Origin of the sequence: Bradyrhizobium sp. CCBAU 21365 (genome assembly GCF_015291305.1) — a bacterium.
GTDB lineage: Bacteria > Pseudomonadota > Alphaproteobacteria > Rhizobiales > Xanthobacteraceae > Bradyrhizobium > Bradyrhizobium elkanii.
The window spans coordinates 4,124,513-4,143,043 of record NZ_CP030036.1; the positions used below are offsets into that span (position 1 = coordinate 4,124,513).

An 18,531-nucleotide genomic window follows, 5' to 3' on the forward strand; every position below is an offset into this window, starting at 1 on the left:
AACGCCAAAAATCAGGAGAGAAACGCCGTGACGACATCCGCTTCCGCCCCGCTTCCTGCTTCCGTCCTTGAAGCGTTGGCGCGCTACGACACGCCGACGATCTGCAACGCGATGGAGATCGTCGCGCCGGAGCGCCGTCTGATCGGCTACACCGTGAAGCCGCTGGTCTGCCCGTTCCCGACGCTGCCGCCGATGGTCGGCTACGCCCGCACCACGACGATCCGCTCGGTGCTGAAATCCGGCCTCTCGGCCGAGGAGCAGTCGAAGCGCCGCATCGACTATTACGAATATGTCGGCACCGGCTTCGGCCCGCGCATCTCCGTCATCCAGGACATCGACGGTCCCGACGTCGGCTACGGCGCATTCTGGGGCGAGGTGCAGAGCAACGTGCACAAGGCGCTCGGCTGCCTTGGCGTCATTACCGACGGCTCGATCCGCGACATTCCGCAATGGGCGCCGGGCTTCCAGGCGCTGGCCGGCTCGATCGGTCCGTCGCACGCCTGGGTGCATGCGGAGAGCTTCGGTGGCGAGGTCCGCGTCGCCGGCATGACGGTGCGATCCGACGATCTGATCCACGCCGACAGTCACGGCGCGATCGTGATCCCCTACGAGGTCGCGGCGAAGCTGCCCGAGGCCGCCGAACTCTGCGGCCGCCGCGAGACCCCGATCCTGGACATTGCGCGCAGCAAGGATTTTTCGCTTGAGAAGCTGAAGGATGCGCTGAAGCGTTCGGCGGAAATCCACTGACGCAGCGCGCGTATTCTCAACATGAGAAGCGGCGGGCTGAAGGGCCCGCCGTTTTGCTTTCGTCAGGCCGGCGCAACCTTCGCGATCTCGTTCGCACCGCGAACCGTCATATCGATGGCGACATAGAGGATCACGGCGAGGCCGACATAGGCGATCCAGCGGTGGTTCTGCAGCAGCCGCGCGATGAAGGAGGCCGCTGCGCCCATCATCGCGATCGAGAGCGCGAGGCCGAACACCAGCACGATCGGCTGTTCCCGCGCCGCGCCCGCGACCGCCAGCACGTTGTCGAGCGACATCGAGACGTCGGCAACGATGATCTGTGTGGTGGCCTGCCACAGCGTCTTGCGCTGGCCCTTTGCGCCATCGGCATGTTCGGCCGTGGTCTCGTGCGCGTCGGCGCGCAGCTCGCGCCACATCTTCCAGCACACCCACAATAGCAGGATGCCGCCGGCCAGCAGGAGCCCGACGATCTGCATCAGCTGCGTGGTGACCAGGGCGAACAGGATGCGCAGCAGTGTCGCGGCACCGATGCCGATCAGGATCGCCTTGCCGCGTTGCTTCGCCGGCAGGCCGGCCGCGGCAAGGCCGATCACGACGGCATTGTCGCCGGCCAGCACGAGGTCGATGACGACGACTTGCAGCAATGCGCTGAGGGCGTCGAGTGAAAGCAATTCGGGCGAAAATAGTTCGGACATGGTCGCATTCCCCTTGAGGTCGGGGAGCGGACCCTTTCGACGAAACCGGCTCTTGCCGTCATGCGGACGGCAAATCCACCGCGACGCTTATTCGCGTCACGGGTCGAAGCAGGGCCACTCCAACTGAGTTCCAGTCCGACATCGCAGCTTGTGGCTGCCAGAGGGGCCCGGCCTGGGATTACGGTCGTGACACCGGACGCATTGCTGCTTCTTCCTCGAAGAACAGCGCCGCCTGATCAGGTTCGCCGAGGATCGCCGCAGCGCACCCCATGAAGGTGAACGCGCCGGCAAAATCCCACAGCGTGAGGTTCGCCACGCTTGTGCGCACGTGGATCACGCGCGCCGCAATCGCGGTAATGGCTGCCTGGACGAACAGCAACAGGCTGAGCACGGGCAGCGCGAGTGCGGGCTCAACCAGACGAAGCGTCAGGACGATCGGCAGTGCGGTCAGCGCGCCGAACAACAGGAGCATGCCGAACGGCTCCAGCGAGGGAGTCTTTCGCAAGGTCCTGTCTGGAATGGTCGAGGACATTCCGGTCCTTTGCCGATCTTGTGCCGATTTTGGCTTGTCACGTCGAGGATATCAGAACGCGATCTGCCTGACGCGCGACGCGGCGCCGCGCGACCGCCGGCCGCGCGACAAGAAGTACGTATGCGGTTCCCGAGAAGGCCGGTGCCCCGGGGCGATCCTGCACGCCGCTTTGGCGCCGCCGGCGCGGTGGCATGCCATGGCAAAGTCCGCGCGGCGCCTTTATCTTTGCTGACAGCGCTGGGTGAACGATCGAAAGGCAATTTCGATGAATATGGCAGGCAAGACGGTGCTGATCACCGGTTCCACCGACGGCGTCGGCCGTTATGTCGCGATGAAGCTGGCGTCGGCCGGCGCCCGGGTCCTGATCCATGGCCGCGATACCAAGCGGGCGCAGACGCTGGCCGACGAGATCAAGCGCCTCAGCGGCCGCGAGCCGATGTTCTACCAGGCCGATCTGTCCTCGCTGGCCGAGGTTCGCGAGTTCGCCCAGCTGGTGCTCGACGACCAGGAGCGCCTCGATGTGTTCGTCAGCAACGCCGGCATCGGTTCGCAAAACGAGGGGCCGGCGCGGCAGACCAGCAAGGACGGCCACGAGCTGCGCTTCGCGGTCAACTATCTCGCTGGCTTCCTGCTCGCGCATCTGTTGCTGCCGCGGCTCAAGGCGAGCACGCCGGCGCGCATCGTCAATGTCGCGTCGCTCGGCCAGCACCCGATCGATTTCGGCGACGTGATGATCACGAAGAACTACAGCGGCGCGCGCGCCTATGCGCAGAGCAAGCTGTCGCAGATCATGTTCACCATCGACCTGGCCGCGGAGCTCGAAGGCTCCGGCGTGACCGTCAATTCTCTGCACCCTGCGACCTATATGAACACCACGATGGTGCGCGCCAGCGGCGCGACGCCGATCTCGACCGTCGAGCAGGGCGGTGATGCCATCCTGCGTCTGGTCCAGGACGACGATGTGGCTGGCCGGAGCGGGCTGTTCTTTGACGGCAAGCGCGAGGCCCGCGCCCATGCTCAGGCCTATGACGCCGAGGCGCGCAAGCGGCTCAAGGCGCTGAGTCTTACGCTCACCGGGTTGCGGGCTTCCTGATCCGGAGCGGCGCCGGCCCCTCCTGGATGCGACTTTGGGCGCGGATCGCCTCGAACAGGCGCTTGCATGCGGCCGGAACGCCGCGATCCGGCACCGTTGCAATGCCGAGCAACAGACCCGGCTGCGCGCGCTTCGGTGAAACATACCAGGGCGAGAGCGGGGCGGGCGCCAGCCCGTGCGCGAGCAGTGCCCTGGCGATCTCGACATCGGCGGTCTTGTCCGGCAGCGTCAGCATGACCGCGAGTCCGGCAACCCGCGCGTCGTTGCTCCAGCTCCGCAGCGCCGTCGTCAGCGCATCGCGCCTGTCGCAATACGCCCGCTTGGTTCGCCTGAGATGGCGAATGTAGTGGCCGTCGCGCATGAACTCCGCGGTGGACAGCTGCACGGCCGGGCCGGGAGCAGGGACAAGGCACGTCGCGACATCGGCGAACTGCGCCGCCAACGGCTCCGGAGCAACCAGGAAGCCGAGGCGAAGCGTCGGCGAGATCGTCTTGCTGAAGGAGCCGAGATGGATCACCCGGCCGGCGCGGTCGAGCGAGGCAAGCGCCGGCGCGGCGCGGCCGTCGAGCTGCAACTCACCGAGATAGTCGTCCTCGATGATGAAGGCTCCGGATTGCGCGGCCCAGTCGAGCAGCTGCGCGCGCCGTTTCGGCGACAATGGCGGACCGAGCGGCGCCTGCTGGCCCGGCGTCACGACCGCGAGCGCCGCGTCGGGGGCGTGCTTGAGACCGTACTCGACATCGACGCCATTAGCATCGACAGGGATCGGGACGACCTCCAGCCGCGCGAGCTCGAGGCCCTTTCGCGTCAATGGAAATCCCGGGTCTTCCATCCACACGCGGCGGCCTTCGAGGCCGAGCACGCGCAGCGCAAGGCCGAGCCCGCCGCTGAATCCCGAGGTGATGACGATCTGCGCGGGCGAGCATTCGAGCCCGCGCGCGATCGCGAGGTGCGCCGCGATCTCGCGTCTCAATTCGAGCTCGCCGCGCGGATCGACATAGCGCATCACCGCGCTCAATTCCGCCCGGACGGCGCGCGCGCGGATTCGCGCCAGCAGCTTGGCGGGGAGGCTATCCTGCGCGGGGACGCCCATCCGAAAGTGTCCCTGACCGCTCAGATCGCGAAACATCTCCACGACCGATCCGCGAGCGACCGGCGCATCGGGCTTGGCGGCCTTCCTGGGCCGCCTCGCGACGGTGGTGCCGCCCGCCTTCGACGACACGATGTGCTGGGCGTCCGACAGTTTGTCGTAGGCCGCCCGCACGGTGCCGCGCGCAACGCCGAGCTGCGCGGCAAGGTCGAGCCAGGAAGGCAGCCGGGCGCCCGGCACCAGCACGCCGTTGTCGATCGCCGCCGCGATCGCCTTGCGGATCTGCTCGGAGAGCGGCGTCCTGGCCGACCGGTCGAGCGCGATGGGAAGCGGGGTGGGCATGGCTCGTGGTACACCAATTCGGTTCATTCTTGGTGCTTCTTTTTGGCGAGGCGTGCCCGCATCTATCCGGTAGCAATGGAGGCACGAGATGAAGACCTTGATGACGACGCTGCTGGCCTGCGCCGCGCTTGCGACCCCCGCCTTGGCGCAATCGGTGACGCCGAAGTTCGAGCATATGATCACGAACATTCCCGGCAAGTCGCTGATCGCGGTCGAGGTCAACTTCCCGCCCGGCGAGCCCTCGGCGCCGCATCATCACGCCAAATCGGCGTTTCTCTATGTCTACGTGCTCCAGGGCGCGATCGAGAGCCAGCTCGAGGGCGAGGCCGCGCACATCTATCGGGCCGGCGACAGCTTCTTCGAGCCGCCAAGCGCGCATCACGTGCTCGGGCGCAACGCCAGCGCGACCGAACCGGCGAAGCTGCTTGCGGTGTTCGTCGTCGACAGCAACGACAAGGCGCTGACCGTCTTCGACAAGGAAGGACACAAGCAATGAGCATGCGGATCGATTACAACAAGGTCGCGCCCGCGGGCATCAAGGCGCTCGGTGGCGTCTATGGCTACATCACGCAAAGCGGCCTCTCGGCGACGCTGATCGAGCTCGTCTATCTGCGCATCTCGCAGATCAACGGCTGTGCCTATTGCCTCGACATGCACACGCGCTCACTGCGGAAAATGGGTGTCGCGATCGAGAAGCTGGCGCTGCTGCAGGTCTGGCGCGAGGCGGAGGCGCTGTTCGACGCCGAGGAGCGCGCCGCGCTGGCCTGGGCCGAAACCGTCACCCGCGTGGCGGAGACCGCGATTCCGGACGACGCGTATGAAGCGGCGCGCGCCACCTTCAGCGAGAAGCAGCTGGTCGACCTGACCATCGCGATCGGCCTGATGAACACCTACAACCGCATCGCAATCGGCTTCCGCAACCCGCCGCAGGCCGTAGCCGAGCATTCCGCCGCGGCGTGATTTGGCAGGGCGGCTGGCGCGCGCACTCACGAGATCGCGAAGCTCCGCTTTTCGACTGAAAGACGTTGTTGAGGCCGACAGCACCCATGTCGGCCTTGTGCCAGGAGCTGATGTTCCGGCAACTCAGATTCCAGTGCACTTATTGCATGATCATCGCGCCGGCTTGTCCGCACGCTGTTGGCAGCATCCCGCGCCGTTTACACACGTGCAGCGCGACATTGTCGTCCTCATGTCAGAATAGATGTACGACGATGCGCCTTACCTCATAGGTGGTACTGCTTCTTTACCCTTTACCTTGAATTTTCTCACTCCTTTACTGGAAAAGTTCCATTGGGAGGCTTGGCCTCGAAATTCATTGAACGGTGTTTGCTTCTCCACTTGCGTTCGCAGCAGTTTGCAGCAGATCGAGGGAGAATAGCATGCAAGAGCATCTGATCATTCGATTGCAGGTACTTCTCTCCGCGACTGATTATTCAGGCAGCGTCGGAGGGGCGTAGCCGAAGTAGCGACAAGCTTCCGCTGCGCCCCATCTTAATGGACTGCCAGAAACTGACGTCTCCTCCGGCGACGGAATGTCGCCGACGAGTGCACGCACGCTTTTTTTGACGTGAAACCAGGGGCCGATCGCGCGCCCGGGCGGCTGTCGCTTGCGCCGGAGCAGGTGCGAGGCGAACCCGCCTTTCCCAGGGAGGAAATCATGGCAGTATTGACCATCAATGGCAATCTCATCATCGACGAAGCCGCGAGCTTGCAGACCAGCGGCACTGACAATGACACGGGCGTGCCGGCGGGGCCCGACAACGAAGTTGCCTGGTCTTACCTGCTTGCGAACATGAGCGCAGCGCTCAAGACCAGCCTGGGCATTGCGGACGGCTCCACCGGCGAAGAGTCGGGCAATACGAGCGTGGTGTTTCCGCAAGCTGCGGCACGGACGATCGGCAGTGCCGGCACCGATTTCATCCAGCTCGGCACGACCACCGTCACCGACCTGCAGTTCTCGAACTCCACGGGGGGGACGATCACCAACGGCACGCCGACCCAGATTTTCGCCACCGGCGATGGCGCGCAGATCTTCCTCTACACCGATTCCAACAGCCACATCCTGCTCGGGCGCGAGGGCCAGTTCAACGGCACGACCTGGATCCCCAACTCCAACGGCACCGTCGCCTTCACTATCGTGCTGGACGAGACCATCACCTCCGGCAACGTGACAGGCGGCAACGTCTGGACCATCCAGTACGAGGCGCTGAAGCACACCAACACCAGCGGGATCGACGACGCCGATACGCTTAACCTTTCCGGCCTCGTCGATGTGAAGGCCTCGTTCACCACGACGACGACCGTCAACTTCGGCGATTTCAGCCACGTGCCGTCCGGGTCTGACGACTGGTCGGCCATCGAGCAGACCGCGACCGCCGGGACGGACACCAGCGATCCCGACATGCTCATCACCGGCCTGGTGCCGGGCTCGAAAGTGACCGTCAGCACACAGGGCCTCGGCAACAATTCGCAGGCGCTCAATCCCGGAGAGGCGGTGCGCGTCGATGTCGTCAATCACGTGAACTACCCCGACTTCCCCCTGACAAATCCAGACGTGCATGATCTGACGAAGCTCAGCTACAGCACGCATGTGGCCTCGGTGACGGACGCGAGCTTTTCGTTGACCCAGGTGAACCCCGGGAACGCGAACACCACCGTCAAAGTGCACATATATGCCTTCAACGAAACGAGTGATCTTCAGGCCGGCAATCTTGTCTCGACCACCAGCATCGGCAGCAGCGGCTTGGCCGGCAACGACCAGACGCTGGTCCCGATCCTCGGCAACACGATCAAGGTGTATTCCGACCTCGCGAAGACCCAGCTGGTCACGACAGGCATCAACATTACGGCCGCGGGCGACGGATCGTACTTCATCGATGGCCTGAAAAAGAACTACACCGTCGACTTCCAGGTCGCTGAATCTAGCCACATGGATCGCTTCGTGGTCGGCAACGCCCAGCCGCTCAGCGGCAGCGGATCCAATGTCAGCTTCGACGCAGGCAATTTCACGTTCAGCGTCTCGAACACGACGAGCGGGACCGAGCATACCGGCGTCGGCGGCAACCTGTTGTTCGAGGACGATGGGCCGACCATCCTGGCGAACGGCACAGCCACCGCACTCCAGCTCGACGAGAGCTATCTTGCGGCCGGCTCCACCCCCAACGCCGCGAACACCAGCACGTCCGGCAGCTTCAGCGGCCTGTTCACACCCAACTACGGCGCCGACCAGGCTGGAACGGTCGGCGGGTACACGCTCGGCGTCAAGTCCGCCAATGTCGATTCCGGACTGATCGATTCACTGTCAACGCAAGCTGTCCTGCTGAGCGTTGCAAGTGCTGACGACGTCGGAGGCAAATTCCTCAAGGGAGACGTTATCGGCACGACGAGCACGGGCGGTGATCTCGTCTTCACCGTTCACGTCGATTCGACGGGCACCGTGACGTTCGCGGAATTCCGGGCCGTCCACGAGGCGACCGCCGACACCACGAGCACTGATGGGGCGGTCGGCGACAGTTCCGAAGCCAGCGCCACCATGGCCGCGGACCTGATCACGCTCTCGGCCACCGCCACCGACAAGGACGGTGACACGAGCGCCGCCGCGGCGGCTAACATCGGAAACAAGTTCCAACTTCTCGACGACGGTCCAAGCCTCAGCGGGGTGGAGAGCCTCTCCGGACAGGACGCCCAGCATCCGGCCGTCGGCTTCACTGCCGGCTCCTCGGGATCGGACTCGTTCACGTCACCCGACGGCGCCGACGGGGCCAAGGTCACGATCGATGCCGCCGCTGCCATCACCGGGCTCACGCAGTCATACAACACTGATCATACTGTCCTGACCTACAAGGATTCCGGCGGCAACGGTGTCTACCAGCTGAGCGTAACCGACACGGGTTACACCTTCACGGTGCTGCAGACGCTCGCCAACCCGCCGGAGACGCTCAACTTCAGCGCCATCAAGTCGGGGAGCCCGGTCGAGACGCTCAATGTCAGCACGAGCGGCGGCCACCACATCGTCTTCAACGGACTGCTGTTCCCCGCCGCCGATACAGGTGCTCTCGGACTCCAGACCCAGTCCCAGTTGCTGACCGCGGATCTCGGCACCTCGAACCCGGCCGACGACCTCAACCCCGACAATATCGGATTCGGAGTGAAGAACGGGCAGGCGTCGCAGATCAACATGAACGAGGGCTTCTTCTTCAATGAAGGCAGCGGCCTCAACCTCAAGAATCTGGCCTTCGACGTGGCTGGAATCGGCAACATCAACAGCATCAAGGCGGAGTATTGGCTGTTCAACTCCGCCGGCGATTTGATCGACTACGAGAACCCGACCATCAGCAATCTCAAGCAAGGCAACGCCCACGTCACCCTTGCGGACTTGGGCAATACTATCGTGCCCGGCACCAATCACGATGCTGCCGGAGAGTCGTTCTCGACCGGCTACATCCGGTTCTACTTCGATCCAGTCGACACCAATGCGGGGGTCCGCATCATCAACTTCACCACCCAGGTGGCGGCCCCGGTGAACGATCAGGACATCCAGTTCCGGATCGTCAACACCGACGCCGATGGCGATACGGCCAAGGCCACGTTCAACGTGCTGGTAGACAACCCGGACTCGACGACCGTGAGCCACTGGCCGTTGGCCTAATTCCGTCGCCCGCGGAGACGCATCCGACATGGGTGCGCCTCCGCGCCGCCGAGCCAAAGCCTCTCGAGTTCGAAAGCCTCTAGGAATCGATACGTGTTGGACATTCTCTCGGAGTGTTGGTCTCAAGTCGCCGCCAACGCGCAAGCCTGGTTCGGCCCGGCTCTCGACGGGCCGCGCGACTTCATGCTCCGCGCGGCCCTGCCTATCGTGGCGGCAATCATCATTCTCCGCTTGGCGCGACGGCGGCGGGCGCACGCGCGCCTTGCCTCTGCCAGCGATCACGAAGGTTCATCGCCCGCACACGATCTTCCTTCGCTGCTCCGCGCCTGCCGCGGCGTGCTGATCGGCATCGGCCTGATCACGGCCATGCTGAACGTGCTATATCTCACCAGTTCGTTCTTTATGCTGGAAGTCTATGACCGCGTGGTGCCGAGCCACAGCGTGCCGACGCTCGTCGGCCTCGTCGTCCTGGCCTGCGGCCTCTACCTCTTCCATGCATTCCTTGACATCTTGCGCGGGCGCATCCTGATCCGCATCGGCGACTGGCTCGATCGCGCATTCTCGGAGCGCGCTTATGACATCGTCGCCCGCTGGCCGCTGCGGGCGCGCATCAGCGGCGACGGGCTGCAGCCGATGCGCGACCTCGATCAGGTGCGCAGCTATCTCTCGGGGCTCGGGCCGACCGCGTTGTTCGACCTGCCGTGGATCCCGTTCTATCTCACAATCTGTTACCTGTTCCACCCGCTGCTGGGGCTCACCGCGCTGATCGGCGCGCTGCTGCTCGTTTTGCTGACGCTAGTCACCGACCGGCTGACGCGTGCGCACACCAGGGACATCACCGGGCGGGTAGCACAGCGCAATGCCCTGGCCGAGGCCAGCCGCCGCAATGCCGAGGTGTTGCAGGCCATGGGCATGCGCGGGCGGCTCTCCGCGCGCTGGACGGCGGCGAACGATGGTTACATGGCCAGCCAGAGGCGCGCCGCCGACATCGCCGGCGGTTTCGGCTCCGCCTCCAAAGTGCTGCGCATGGCCTTGCAATCGGCGGTGCTCGGCGTTGGTGGCTACCTGGTCATTCGACAGGAGGCGAGTGGCGGGATCATCATTGCCGGCGCCATCCTCACGTCGCGCGCGCTCGCCCCGGTCGAGCTCGCCATCGCGCACTGGAAAAGCCTGGTCGCCGCCCGGCAGAGCTGGAAACGTCTACAGCAGTACTGGGCGCAGCTCCCGGACGAGTCGGAGAAGACTCCGCTGCCGCCGCCGTGCAAGGGCCTCGCCGTCGAGACCGTCTCCGTGGCGCCGCCGGGCGATCAGCGCGTGGTGGTGCTCGAGGCTTCCTTCACGCTACAGCCCGGACAAGGGCTCGGTATCGTCGGCCCGAGTGCGTCGGGTAAGTCATCGCTGGTGCGCGCCATCGTCGGCGTGTGGACGCCGGCAGGCGGCAAGGTGCGGCTCGACGGCGCCGCGCTCGAACAGTGGAACTCGGAGACACTCGGGCCGCATCTCGGCTATCTGCCGCAGGACGTCGAGCTGTTCGCCGGCACTGTGGCCCAGAACATCGCCCGATTTGATCCCGAACCCGACGTGCCGGCGACCATCGCCGCCGCGACAGCGGCCGGTGTGCATGAGACAATCCTGCAACTGCCTGATGGTTACGACACGCAGATCGGCGAGGCCGGAGCTGCGCTCTCGGCCGGGCAGCGTCAACGCATCGCGCTCGCCCGCGCTCTCTACCGCGATCCTTTCCTGGTGGTCCTCGATGAGCCCAACTCCAACCTGGACATGGAGGGCGACCAGGCCCTGACGCAAGCCATCATGGGCGTGCGCGCACGCGGCGGCATTGTCATCGTCGTCGCACACCGAACCAGCGCGCTCGCCGGCGTCGACCAGTTGATGGTGATGTCGCAGGGGCGTGTGCAGACGCTCGGGCCGAAGGACGCGCTGCTGGCCAAGATGATGCAGCCGCGGCCGGCGCCGGTACCGCTCAAGGTCGTGAGCGAGGGAGCAAGCCCATGAACCGCGAGCCGGTCAACGTCGTGCCGCTCTCGATCCGCCGGCACCTCGGCGCGGGGCTGGCGGGGGTCATCCTCCTCGCCGGCGCCGTCGGCGGCTGGGCTGCCACGACGGAACTCGCGGGCGCCGTCATCGGCGCAGGCACGCTGGTGGTCGACAGCTACAGCAAGAAGGTGCAGCACCCGACCGGCGGCGTGGTGGGTGAACTCAATGTCCGCGAGGGCTCCAGGGTGAAGGCCGGAGACGTGCTGCTGCGCCTCGACGAGACGGTGACGCGGGCCAACCTTCTGGTCATTCTCAAGAGCCTCGATGAGCTGGCGGCGCGCCAGGCCCGGCTCGAGGCGGAGCGCGACGACCAAAAGCGCGTTGACTTTCCGGCGGACCTTATCGCGCGTATCTCGGACACGGACGTGGCGCGCGTGCTCCTCGGCGAGCACAAGCTGTTCGAGCTGCGCGGGACCGCCCGAGCAGGCAAGAAGGCACAGCTCAACGAGCGCATCGGGCAGCTGCGAGAGCAGATCCGCGGCTTGGAAGAGCAGATCGAGGCGAAAGACGGCGAGACGACGTTTGTCGACCAGGAACTCGTTGGCGTGCGCGAGCTGTGGCGCAAGAACCTGGTCCAGATCACGCGCGTGACCACACTTGAGCGCGATGCAGTGCGCCTGCACGGCGAACGCGGCGCTCTGGTCGCGTCTATCGCCGAAGCCAGGGGCCGGATCACCGAGACCGCGCTGCAAATCATGCAGATCGATCAGGATCTCCGCACCGAGGTGGGAAAGGAGCTTGCCGAGATTCGCGCGAAGACCTCGGAACTGGCCGAGAAGCGGGTGGCCGCCGAGGATCAGCTCAAGCGCATCGATATCCGCGCGCCGCAGGACGGCACCGTGCAGCAGCTCGCGCTACACACGATAGGCGGCGTCGTCACCGCCGGCGAGCTGATCATGCTGATCGTCCCCGCCCACGACTTGCTCGTCGTCGAGGTGCGCATCGCCCCACAAGAGATCGATCGCGTGTCCATCGGCCAGCCGGTGCTGCTGCGCTTCACCGCCTTCAACCAACGGACAACGCCCCAGCTCAACGGTGAAGTGAACCACGTGTCCGCCGATGTCACGAACGACCAAAAGAGTGGAGCCAGCTTCTATGTCACCCGCATTGCGGTGACGGAGGCGGAGATGGCCCGCCTCGGCAATGTGAAGCTAATCGCGGGCATGCCGGTCGAAGCCTTTATTCAGACCGGGCAGCGCACAGTGATGTCTTACCTCTTCAAGCCGTTCTCCGATCAGCTGATGCGCGCCTGGCGCGAGCGCTAGCGGCTCACGAACCCGGCTTCGCCTCGACCGGCTTCTTCGCGAACTGCGGAAAAGTCTCGGCCACGACCGGTCCATCCAGCCGCCATGAATAGCAGCCGCCGACGAAGAACGGTGGCTCGATGACATCGCGCTGATGATCGAGCGCGCCGCGGCCCTGCGGGTCCTTGCCGGAGGTTGCGGTCTGGAACAGCGTCGTCACCGCCGGTCCCAGGAGCTCGGCGAGATGCGTGCAGGTCTCGAGCTTGCCGATCTTGCGACGGACCAGTTCGCGCCAACCCTTGCCGATGCGTTCGCCGACCAGGCGCTGCAGGATGCCCTCGACGTCGAGGCAGGACGGGTAGGGCGTCGAGGCCATCGTGGTGCCGGTCTCGCGGATCGTAAAACTGTCGTCGACCGCAAGCCGCAGGCGGATGTCGTGCACGGGATCGTCGGGCTGCTGCAGCCCGCGATGCTTGTCCTGTCGGGCATAGGGTTTGGTGTCGACCAGCCGCGCCTCGACTTCCCACAATCCGTCGTCACGGAGATAGCCGAGACATTCGACGGAGCGGCGGTGCATCAGGCGGCGGGGCTTGCCGTCGGCATTGGTATCGGGTGCGGACATCGGAACTCGCTGGATTGAACCTATTGCCGATCCAATCGGTGGTGTGTCCCGATGTCAACGCTCGGGCTTGAATGGCGTCATGAGATGTCGTCATTCCGGGATGGCGCGTGAGCGCCAGATCCGGATCTCTCGATTCCGGGTTCGGAATGACGGGGGTGACGTCGAGAGCTGCCCTCAGCTCACGCGCCGTTCGCGGTTCTCCCAATACGGCTTGCGCAACTCGCGCTTCAAAATCTTGCCGGCGCCGGAGAGCGGCAGCGGGGTCGCTGTGATGTCGACGCTGCGCGGGCATTTGTAGCCGGCGATCAGCGCCTTGCAGTGCTCCATCAACTCTTCCGGCGTGGCGCTGGCACCGCCCTTCATCACCACGACGGCGTGAACCTGCTCGCCCCAGCGTTCGCTCGGAATGCCGATCACGGCGCATTGCGCCACCGCTGCATGCTGGGCGAGGGCGTTCTCGACCTCGGCCGAATAGACGTTCTCGCCGCCGGAAATAATCATGTCCTTGACGCGGTCGACGACGTAGACGAAGCCGTCCTCGTCCATGTAGCCGCCGTCGCCGGTGTGCATCCAGCCGTCGATCACGGCGCGCGCGGTCTCTTCCGGACGTTCCCAATAGCCCATCATCACCATGTCGCCGCGCACCGCGATCTCGCCGACGGTGCCCGTCGGCACCACCTTGTCCTCCGCGTCGACGATCTTGACCTCCGCGCCGAGCGTGGCGCGGCCGGCGCCGCGATGCCGTCCCTTGGCGCGGCCGTCGCCGATATGCTCCTTCCAGTGCAGCAGGGTCGCGATCGGCGACAACTCGGTCATGCCGTAGGCTTGCGTGAACTCGACATGCGGCAGCGCCTTCATGGCCCGCATCAACACGGCGTCGCTGATCACGGAGGCGCCGTAGGAGATCCGCTTCAAGGACGACAGATCGTAATTGCCGAGCGTCGGGTGATCGACGAACATCTGGATCATGGTCGGCACCAGCAGCACGTCGGTGATGCGCTCCTTCTGCACGGCGGCCGCGACGCCGTCAGGCGTAAAGCCCTGGATCACGACGTTGGAGCCGCCGGACAGCAGCACCGAATACATCGCCGCGCCATTGGCGAGGTGGAACATCGGCGCCGCGTGCAGATAGATCGTGCTGCTCGGCCACAGGCCTTCGCCGAGCGCGTTGAGCGCATTGGCCATCAGATTGCCATGGCTCAGCATCACGCCCTTGGAGCGGCCGGTGGTGCCGCCGGTGTAGAAGATGCCGGCGAGATCGTCACGGCTGCGCATGGCATCGGCCATCGGTGCGCTGCGCGCGATCAGCGTCTCGTAATTCTCCATGCCGGCCGGCGTCTCGCCCTCGTCGGCATAGACCAGCTTCAGGCCGGGGATGGCGCCTGCCAGCGCCGCGCCGACCGGCGCAAACGCCTTGTCGACGAACAGGATCGTTGCGCGGCAGTCGCGCAGCGCGTCCTCGTTCTCCAGCGGAGACCAGCGGATGTTGAGCGGCACGATCACGGCGCCGGCCCAGCCGACGGCGAGGTAGAGCTCGAGATAGCGGTCGGAGTTGAGCGACAGGATCGCGACGCGGTCGCCGTCCAGCGCGCCGAGGGCGCGGATCGCGGCGGCAAGGCGGGCGACGCGGTCGCCGACCTCGCGCCAGTTGCGCCGCCGCTCACCGCAGACGATTGCGAGCCCGTTTGGATTGACCTGCAGCGCGCGCCGCAGTCCGTGCGTGATGTTCACTCGTCTCCTCCCTTGATGCGTTTCCCTTGCGAGGCGGTTTGTCCGCCTTCTCTGTAGCCGGAACGGCTGCTTTGTGCGCCGTTGTCTTGCGCGATGATGTCATTTGCGTTGCCATTTTGGCGATGCCTTCGGTGAGGCGGATCGCGAATTCCTCGGCGACGGCGCGTCCGCTCAGTTCGCCGCCCGGCTGGAACCAGTGGCCGATCCAGTTCAGCGAGCCGGCAATGGCGAAAGCCGCGAGCTTCGGGTCGCAGGGTTTCACCGAACCGTCCGCGACGCCCTGTGCGATATAGTCGCGGAAGGCGCGGTCGATCCGCCGCTTGGCGGTCTGCACGATCTTGCGGTTGTCCTCGCTGAGATCACGGATGTCGAAGCGGACCAGGCTCTTGCCGTAGTCCGCGGTCATCAGCTCGGCATAGCGGACGGTGAGCTTGCGCAGCTTATCGAGCCCTGAGCCGCCGCCGGCCGATGTTTCGGCAATGCAGTCGTCGACCAGTTCGTTGCCGATCGACCAGCACTCGTACAGGATCTCGTCCTTGCCGCGGAAGTAGTTGTAGAGTGCAGGCTTGGTGATGTTCAGCCGCTTGGCGACTTCGTTCAGCGTGGCGCGGTGATAGCCCTGTTCGAGGAACAGCGCGACCGCGGTGCGCAGCACCGCTTCGCGCTTCTCGTCGCGGGCGCGGCGCCGGCTCTCGAACGGCAGCCAGGGTGACTCGGTGTTGGAGGAGGGAGGGCTGGCGTCCATCGCGTGGCTGTTGTCGCATTGACTCCGGAAGGTTGCCCGTATATTACCCATGGGTAATAAATAGTCCAGAGGGTAATTTCCGGGAGGACACGCGATGACGTCACGCACCTATGTTGCCGGGGTCGGCATGATCCCGTTCGTCAAGCCAGGCGCCAATGCGCCGTATCACGTGATGGGCGCGGAGGCCGCGAAGCTGGCGCTTGCCGATGCCGGGCTCGATTACGGCCGTGTGCAGCAGGCCTATGTCGGCTATGTCTATGGCGACTCCACCTGCGGGCAGCGCGCACTCTATCCGGTCGGCATGACCGGCATCCCGATCGTCAACGTCAACAACAACTGTTCGACCGGCTCGACCGCGCTGTTCCTGGCGCGGCAGGCGATCGAGTCAGGCGCGGCCGATTGCGTGATGGCGCTCGGCTTCGAGCAGATGAAGCCCGGCGCGCTCGGGGCCGTGTTCACCGACCGCCCGAGCGCGTTCGATGATTTCGACGCCGCGGCCGACAAGCTGGTCGACGCGCCCGGCGTGCCGCTGGCGCTGCGCTATTTCGGCGGTGCCGGCCTCAGCCATATGAAGAAATACGGCACGCCGCTCTCCGCCTTTGCAAAGGTGCGCGCCAAGGCGAGCCGTCATGCCAAGAACAATCCGCTGGCGCTGTTCCGGAAAGAGGTCACCGCCGACGACGTGATGAACGACCAGGTGATCTGGCCCGGCGTGATGACGCGGCTGATGGCGTGTCCGCCGACCTGCGGCGGCGCTGCCGCGATCCTGGTCTCGGAGAAATTCGCCGACCAGCACGGCCTCAACAAGCAGGTCCGCATCGCGGCGCAGGCGATGACCACGGATACGCCGTCGACCTTCGGTGCCTCAGACATGATGCAGGTGGTCGGCTACGACATGGCGCGCGATGCCGCCAAAAAGGTCTATGAGGCCGCCGGCATCGGGCCTGATGATCTCGACGTCGTCGAGCTGCACGACTGCTTCGCGCACAACGAGCTGATCACCTATGAGGGGCTCGGCTTGTGCGGCGAGGGCGAGGCTGCGAGATTCATCGACGACGGCGACAACTCCTATGGCGGCAGGATCGTCACCAACCCGTCCGGCGGTCTGCTGTCGAAGGGCCATCCGCTCGGCGCCACCGGGCTTGCGCAGTGCTTTGAGCTAACGCGGCAGCTGCGCGGCACCGCTGCGGCGACGCAGGTGGAGGGCGCGCGGATCGGCTTGCAGCACAATCTCGGCCTCGGCGGCGCCTGCGTCGTGACGCTCTACGAACGCGCCTGAGGCCGCCCATGGTCGATCAATCCGCTGTCGGGCGTACATTTACGCCGGTGACCGCGCGCGTGGAGCCGGGGCGCCTGCGCTTCTTCCTCGATACGCTCGGCGAGACGAATGCCGTCTATCGCGACGAGGCGGCCGCGCGGGCGGCCGGCTTCGCGGCGGCACCGGTGCCGCCGACCTATCTGTTCTGCCTCGAGATGATGGATGCACCTGACCCGTTCGAGTTCCTCACGGCGCTCGACATCGATCTGGCGCGCGTGCTGCACGGCGAGCAGCGCTTCGACTATCACGCTCCCGTCGTGGTCGGCGACACTTTGACCTTCCACCCGCGCGTCACTGGCGTGACCGACAAGAAGGGCGGGACGATGACGCTGATCGTGGTCGACACCCCGGTCACCAACCAGAACGGCGTCCATGTCGCCGATGTCTCGCGCACCGTCGTGGTGCGCAATGCGAGGCCGTCATGACCAGCTCTCCCGCGGTCGGCGACCGCATCGTCCGCAAGGAGTTTCCGCCGATCACCCGCCATCGCCTCGCGCTGTATTGCGGCGCTTCCGGCGATCACAACCCGATCCATGTCGATATCGATTTCGCGAAGGCGGCCGGCTTCCCCGACGTGTTCGCGCACGGCATGCTGGTGATGGGTTATCTCGGCCAGGCGCTGACCGACGCGGTGGCGCCGTCGCGTATCCGCTCGTTCTCGACCCGCTTTGCTGCGATCACCCAGCTCGGCGCGAAGCTGACCTGCGAAGGCACGGTGACGGAGCTGATCGAGCAGGGCGGCGAAAAGCGCGCAAAACTTGCGCTGACGACGAAGGATCAGAACGGCGAGGTCAAGCTCGCTGGCGAAGCGGTTATCGCGCTGTAGGAGAGATTATGTCGAAGCTGAAAGGGAAGGTCGCGCTCGTCTCCGGATCGGGTCGGGGCATCGGGCGGGCGATTGCGCTGAAGCTCGCCAGCGAGGGCGCGCGCGTCGTGGTCAACGATCTCGATGCCGAGCCGGGCGATGCGGTCGTTGCCGAGATCAAGGCCATGGGCGGCGAGGCGATCGCGGTCAATGGCAGCGTGACCGAGGCCGGGTTTGCCGATCGCTTCGTCGGCAGCGCGATCGAGCAGTTCGGCGGTCTCGACATCATCGTCAACAATGCCGGCTACACCTGGGACTCGACGATCCAGAAGATGACCGACGAGCAGTTCCAGGCGATGCTCGACGTCCATCTGGTCGCGCCGTTCCGCATCATGCGCGCGGCGTCGGAGCCGATCCGGGTGATGGCGAAGAGGGAGGCCGAGGCGGGCCGCGAGGTGTTCCGCAAGGTCGTCAACATCTCCTCGATCGCGGGCCTTTACGGCAATGCCGGGCAGGCAAGCTATTCCTCCGCCAAAGCCTCGCTGATCGGGCTGACGCGCACGATGTGCAAGGAGTGGGGCCGCTACAAGGTCAACGTCAATTGCGTCGCGTTCGGCCTGATCAACACCCGCCTGACCCAGCCGATCGAGAGCCAGCAGAAAACCATCGACGTCGCCGGCCGCGACATCAAGGTCGGCGTCCAGCCGCAGATGCTGGAGGCGATGGGCCGCATGATCCCGCTCGGCCGCGGCGGCACGCCGGAGGAGGCGGCCGATGCGGTCTATCTGTTCTGCGCTCCGGAATCGAACTACATCAGTGGTCAGGTGATCGTCGCCGGCGGCGGTCTGCTGATTTAATACGAGG

General features: G+C 65.3%; 17 protein-coding genes. 11 read left to right on the plus strand and 6 right to left on the minus strand.

What is annotated here, in order from left to right; translation table 11 throughout:
• The first annotated feature begins 27 nt into the window (after positions 1–27).
• Positions 28–747 carry an RraA family protein gene (locus XI02_RS18730; RefSeq protein ID WP_026192631.1) on the plus strand — a complete coding sequence of 240 codons (720 nt, stop codon included), beginning with the start codon at positions 28–30 and terminating at the stop codon, positions 745–747.
• A 62-nt stretch (positions 748–809) separates the two neighbouring features.
• On the opposite strand, the gene XI02_RS18735 is transcribed toward XI02_RS18730, so the two are convergent.
• On the minus strand, positions 810–1,442 hold the full coding sequence (locus tag XI02_RS18735) for a TerC family protein (protein ID WP_018271081.1): 633 nt from the start codon (positions 1,440–1,442) through the stop codon (positions 810–812).
• A 178-nt stretch (positions 1,443–1,620) separates the two neighbouring features.
• The gene (locus XI02_RS18740) at positions 1,621–1,914 is read right to left on the minus strand and encodes a hypothetical protein (RefSeq protein ID WP_026192632.1); all 294 of its coding nucleotides are present in this window, start codon (positions 1,912–1,914) and stop codon (positions 1,621–1,623) included.
• A 325-nt stretch (positions 1,915–2,239) separates the two neighbouring features.
• Between XI02_RS18740 and XI02_RS18745 the strand changes: the two genes are divergently transcribed.
• Entirely contained in the window at positions 2,240–3,067 is an 828-nt protein-coding gene (locus XI02_RS18745; RefSeq protein ID WP_016846301.1) for an SDR family NAD(P)-dependent oxidoreductase, read from the plus strand.
• Here the strand turns inward: XI02_RS18745 and XI02_RS18750 are convergent.
• On the minus strand, positions 3,045–4,499 hold the full coding sequence (locus tag XI02_RS18750) for a PLP-dependent aminotransferase family protein (protein ID WP_018271082.1): 1,455 nt from the start codon (positions 4,497–4,499) through the stop codon (positions 3,045–3,047). The genes XI02_RS18745 and XI02_RS18750 overlap by 23 nt on opposite strands.
• An 88-nt stretch (positions 4,500–4,587) precedes the next feature.
• Here XI02_RS18750 and XI02_RS18755 point away from each other — a divergent pair, with 88 nt between their 5' ends.
• The 5 genes from XI02_RS18755 to XI02_RS18775 all read left to right on the plus strand — a co-directional run bounded on the left by XI02_RS18755 (position 4,588) and on the right by XI02_RS18775 (position 12,467).
• On the plus strand, positions 4,588–4,995 hold the full coding sequence (locus XI02_RS18755; RefSeq protein ID WP_018271083.1) for a cupin domain-containing protein: 408 nt from the start codon (positions 4,588–4,590) through the stop codon (positions 4,993–4,995).
• The gene (locus XI02_RS18760; protein ID WP_016846305.1) at positions 4,992–5,459 is read left to right on the plus strand and encodes a carboxymuconolactone decarboxylase family protein; all 468 of its coding nucleotides are present in this window, start codon (positions 4,992–4,994) and stop codon (positions 5,457–5,459) included. Before XI02_RS18755 ends, XI02_RS18760 begins: the two co-directional genes overlap by 4 nt.
• A gap of 697 nt (positions 5,460–6,156) precedes the next feature.
• On the plus strand, positions 6,157–9,147 hold the full coding sequence (locus XI02_RS18765; protein WP_129964976.1) for a DUF5801 repeats-in-toxin domain-containing protein: 2,991 nt from the start codon (positions 6,157–6,159) through the stop codon (positions 9,145–9,147).
• A gap of 96 nt (positions 9,148–9,243) precedes the next feature.
• Positions 9,244–11,160: a type I secretion system permease/ATPase gene (locus tag XI02_RS18770; RefSeq protein WP_018271085.1), complete on the plus strand. Its 1,917-nt coding sequence runs from the start codon at positions 9,244–9,246 to the stop codon at positions 11,158–11,160.
• A complete protein-coding gene (locus tag XI02_RS18775) occupies positions 11,157–12,467 on the plus strand; it encodes an HlyD family type I secretion periplasmic adaptor subunit (RefSeq protein WP_016846308.1) in 1,311 nt (436 codons plus the stop codon). Before XI02_RS18770 ends, XI02_RS18775 begins: the two co-directional genes overlap by 4 nt.
• Before the next feature lie 4 nt (positions 12,468–12,471).
• On the opposite strand, the gene XI02_RS18780 is transcribed toward XI02_RS18775, so the two are convergent.
• The 3 genes from XI02_RS18780 to XI02_RS18790 form a co-directional block, all read right to left on the minus strand.
• Positions 12,472–13,068 (minus strand): DUF2889 domain-containing protein, encoded by a 597-nt coding sequence (locus tag XI02_RS18780; protein ID WP_018271086.1) that lies wholly within the window; start codon positions 13,066–13,068, stop codon positions 12,472–12,474.
• A 174-nt stretch (positions 13,069–13,242) separates the two neighbouring features.
• Positions 13,243–14,799: a long-chain fatty acid--CoA ligase gene (locus tag XI02_RS18785; protein ID WP_018271087.1), complete on the minus strand. Its 1,557-nt coding sequence runs from the start codon at positions 14,797–14,799 to the stop codon at positions 13,243–13,245.
• Positions 14,729–15,544 (minus strand): TetR/AcrR family transcriptional regulator, encoded by an 816-nt coding sequence (locus tag XI02_RS18790; RefSeq protein ID WP_018271088.1) that lies wholly within the window; start codon positions 15,542–15,544, stop codon positions 14,729–14,731. Before XI02_RS18790 ends, XI02_RS18785 begins: the two co-directional genes overlap by 71 nt.
• A gap of 94 nt (positions 15,545–15,638) precedes the next feature.
• Between XI02_RS18790 and XI02_RS18795 the strand changes: the two genes are divergently transcribed.
• Genes XI02_RS18795 through XI02_RS18810 form a run of 4 tightly spaced genes read left to right on the plus strand, consistent with a single transcriptional unit; the run spans position 15,639 to position 18,524 of the window.
• On the plus strand, positions 15,639–16,823 hold the full coding sequence (locus XI02_RS18795) for a lipid-transfer protein (RefSeq protein ID WP_016848399.1): 1,185 nt from the start codon (positions 15,639–15,641) through the stop codon (positions 16,821–16,823).
• A gap of 8 nt (positions 16,824–16,831) precedes the next feature.
• Positions 16,832–17,287 carry a MaoC family dehydratase N-terminal domain-containing protein gene (locus tag XI02_RS18800; protein WP_018271089.1) on the plus strand — a complete coding sequence of 152 codons (456 nt, stop codon included), beginning with the start codon at positions 16,832–16,834 and terminating at the stop codon, positions 17,285–17,287.
• Complete coding sequence (locus tag XI02_RS18805) at positions 17,284–17,688, plus strand: MaoC family dehydratase (RefSeq protein ID WP_016848405.1); 405 nt, start codon at positions 17,284–17,286, stop codon at positions 17,686–17,688. Before XI02_RS18800 ends, XI02_RS18805 begins: the two co-directional genes overlap by 4 nt.
• A gap of 8 nt (positions 17,689–17,696) precedes the next feature.
• Positions 17,697–18,524 carry an SDR family NAD(P)-dependent oxidoreductase gene (locus XI02_RS18810; RefSeq protein ID WP_016848406.1) on the plus strand — a complete coding sequence of 276 codons (828 nt, stop codon included), beginning with the start codon at positions 17,697–17,699 and terminating at the stop codon, positions 18,522–18,524.
• Positions 18,525–18,531 lie beyond the last annotated feature (7 nt).

Excerpts from the sequence above, each read along its gene's own strand:
- XI02_RS18765 (WP_129964976.1), top strand. The coding sequence starts at position 6,157 with ATGGCAGTATTGACCATCAATGGCAATCTCATCATCGACGAAGCCGCG.
- XI02_RS18740 (WP_026192632.1), bottom strand. The coding sequence starts at position 1,914 with ATGCTCCTGTTGTTCGGCGCGCTGACCGCACTGCCGATCGTCCTGACG.
- XI02_RS18735 (WP_018271081.1), bottom strand. The coding sequence starts at position 1,442 with ATGTCCGAACTATTTTCGCCCGAATTGCTTTCACTCGACGCCCTCAGC.
- XI02_RS18800 (WP_018271089.1), top strand. The coding sequence starts at position 16,832 with ATGGTCGATCAATCCGCTGTCGGGCGTACATTTACGCCGGTGACCGCG.
- XI02_RS18795 (WP_016848399.1), top strand. The coding sequence starts at position 15,639 with ATGACGTCACGCACCTATGTTGCCGGGGTCGGCATGATCCCGTTCGTC.
- XI02_RS18810 (WP_016848406.1), top strand. The coding sequence starts at position 17,697 with ATGTCGAAGCTGAAAGGGAAGGTCGCGCTCGTCTCCGGATCGGGTCGG.
- XI02_RS18745 (WP_016846301.1), top strand. The coding sequence starts at position 2,240 with ATGAATATGGCAGGCAAGACGGTGCTGATCACCGGTTCCACCGACGGC.
- XI02_RS18750 (WP_018271082.1), bottom strand. The coding sequence starts at position 4,499 with ATGCCCACCCCGCTTCCCATCGCGCTCGACCGGTCGGCCAGGACGCCG.
- XI02_RS18805 (WP_016848405.1), top strand. The coding sequence starts at position 17,284 with ATGACCAGCTCTCCCGCGGTCGGCGACCGCATCGTCCGCAAGGAGTTT.
- XI02_RS18780 (WP_018271086.1), bottom strand. The coding sequence starts at position 13,068 with ATGTCCGCACCCGATACCAATGCCGACGGCAAGCCCCGCCGCCTGATG.
- XI02_RS18755 (WP_018271083.1), top strand. The coding sequence starts at position 4,588 with ATGAAGACCTTGATGACGACGCTGCTGGCCTGCGCCGCGCTTGCGACC.
- XI02_RS18775 (WP_016846308.1), top strand. The coding sequence starts at position 11,157 with ATGAACCGCGAGCCGGTCAACGTCGTGCCGCTCTCGATCCGCCGGCAC.
- XI02_RS18760 (WP_016846305.1), top strand. The coding sequence starts at position 4,992 with ATGAGCATGCGGATCGATTACAACAAGGTCGCGCCCGCGGGCATCAAG.
- XI02_RS18790 (WP_018271088.1), bottom strand. The coding sequence starts at position 15,544 with ATGGACGCCAGCCCTCCCTCCTCCAACACCGAGTCACCCTGGCTGCCG.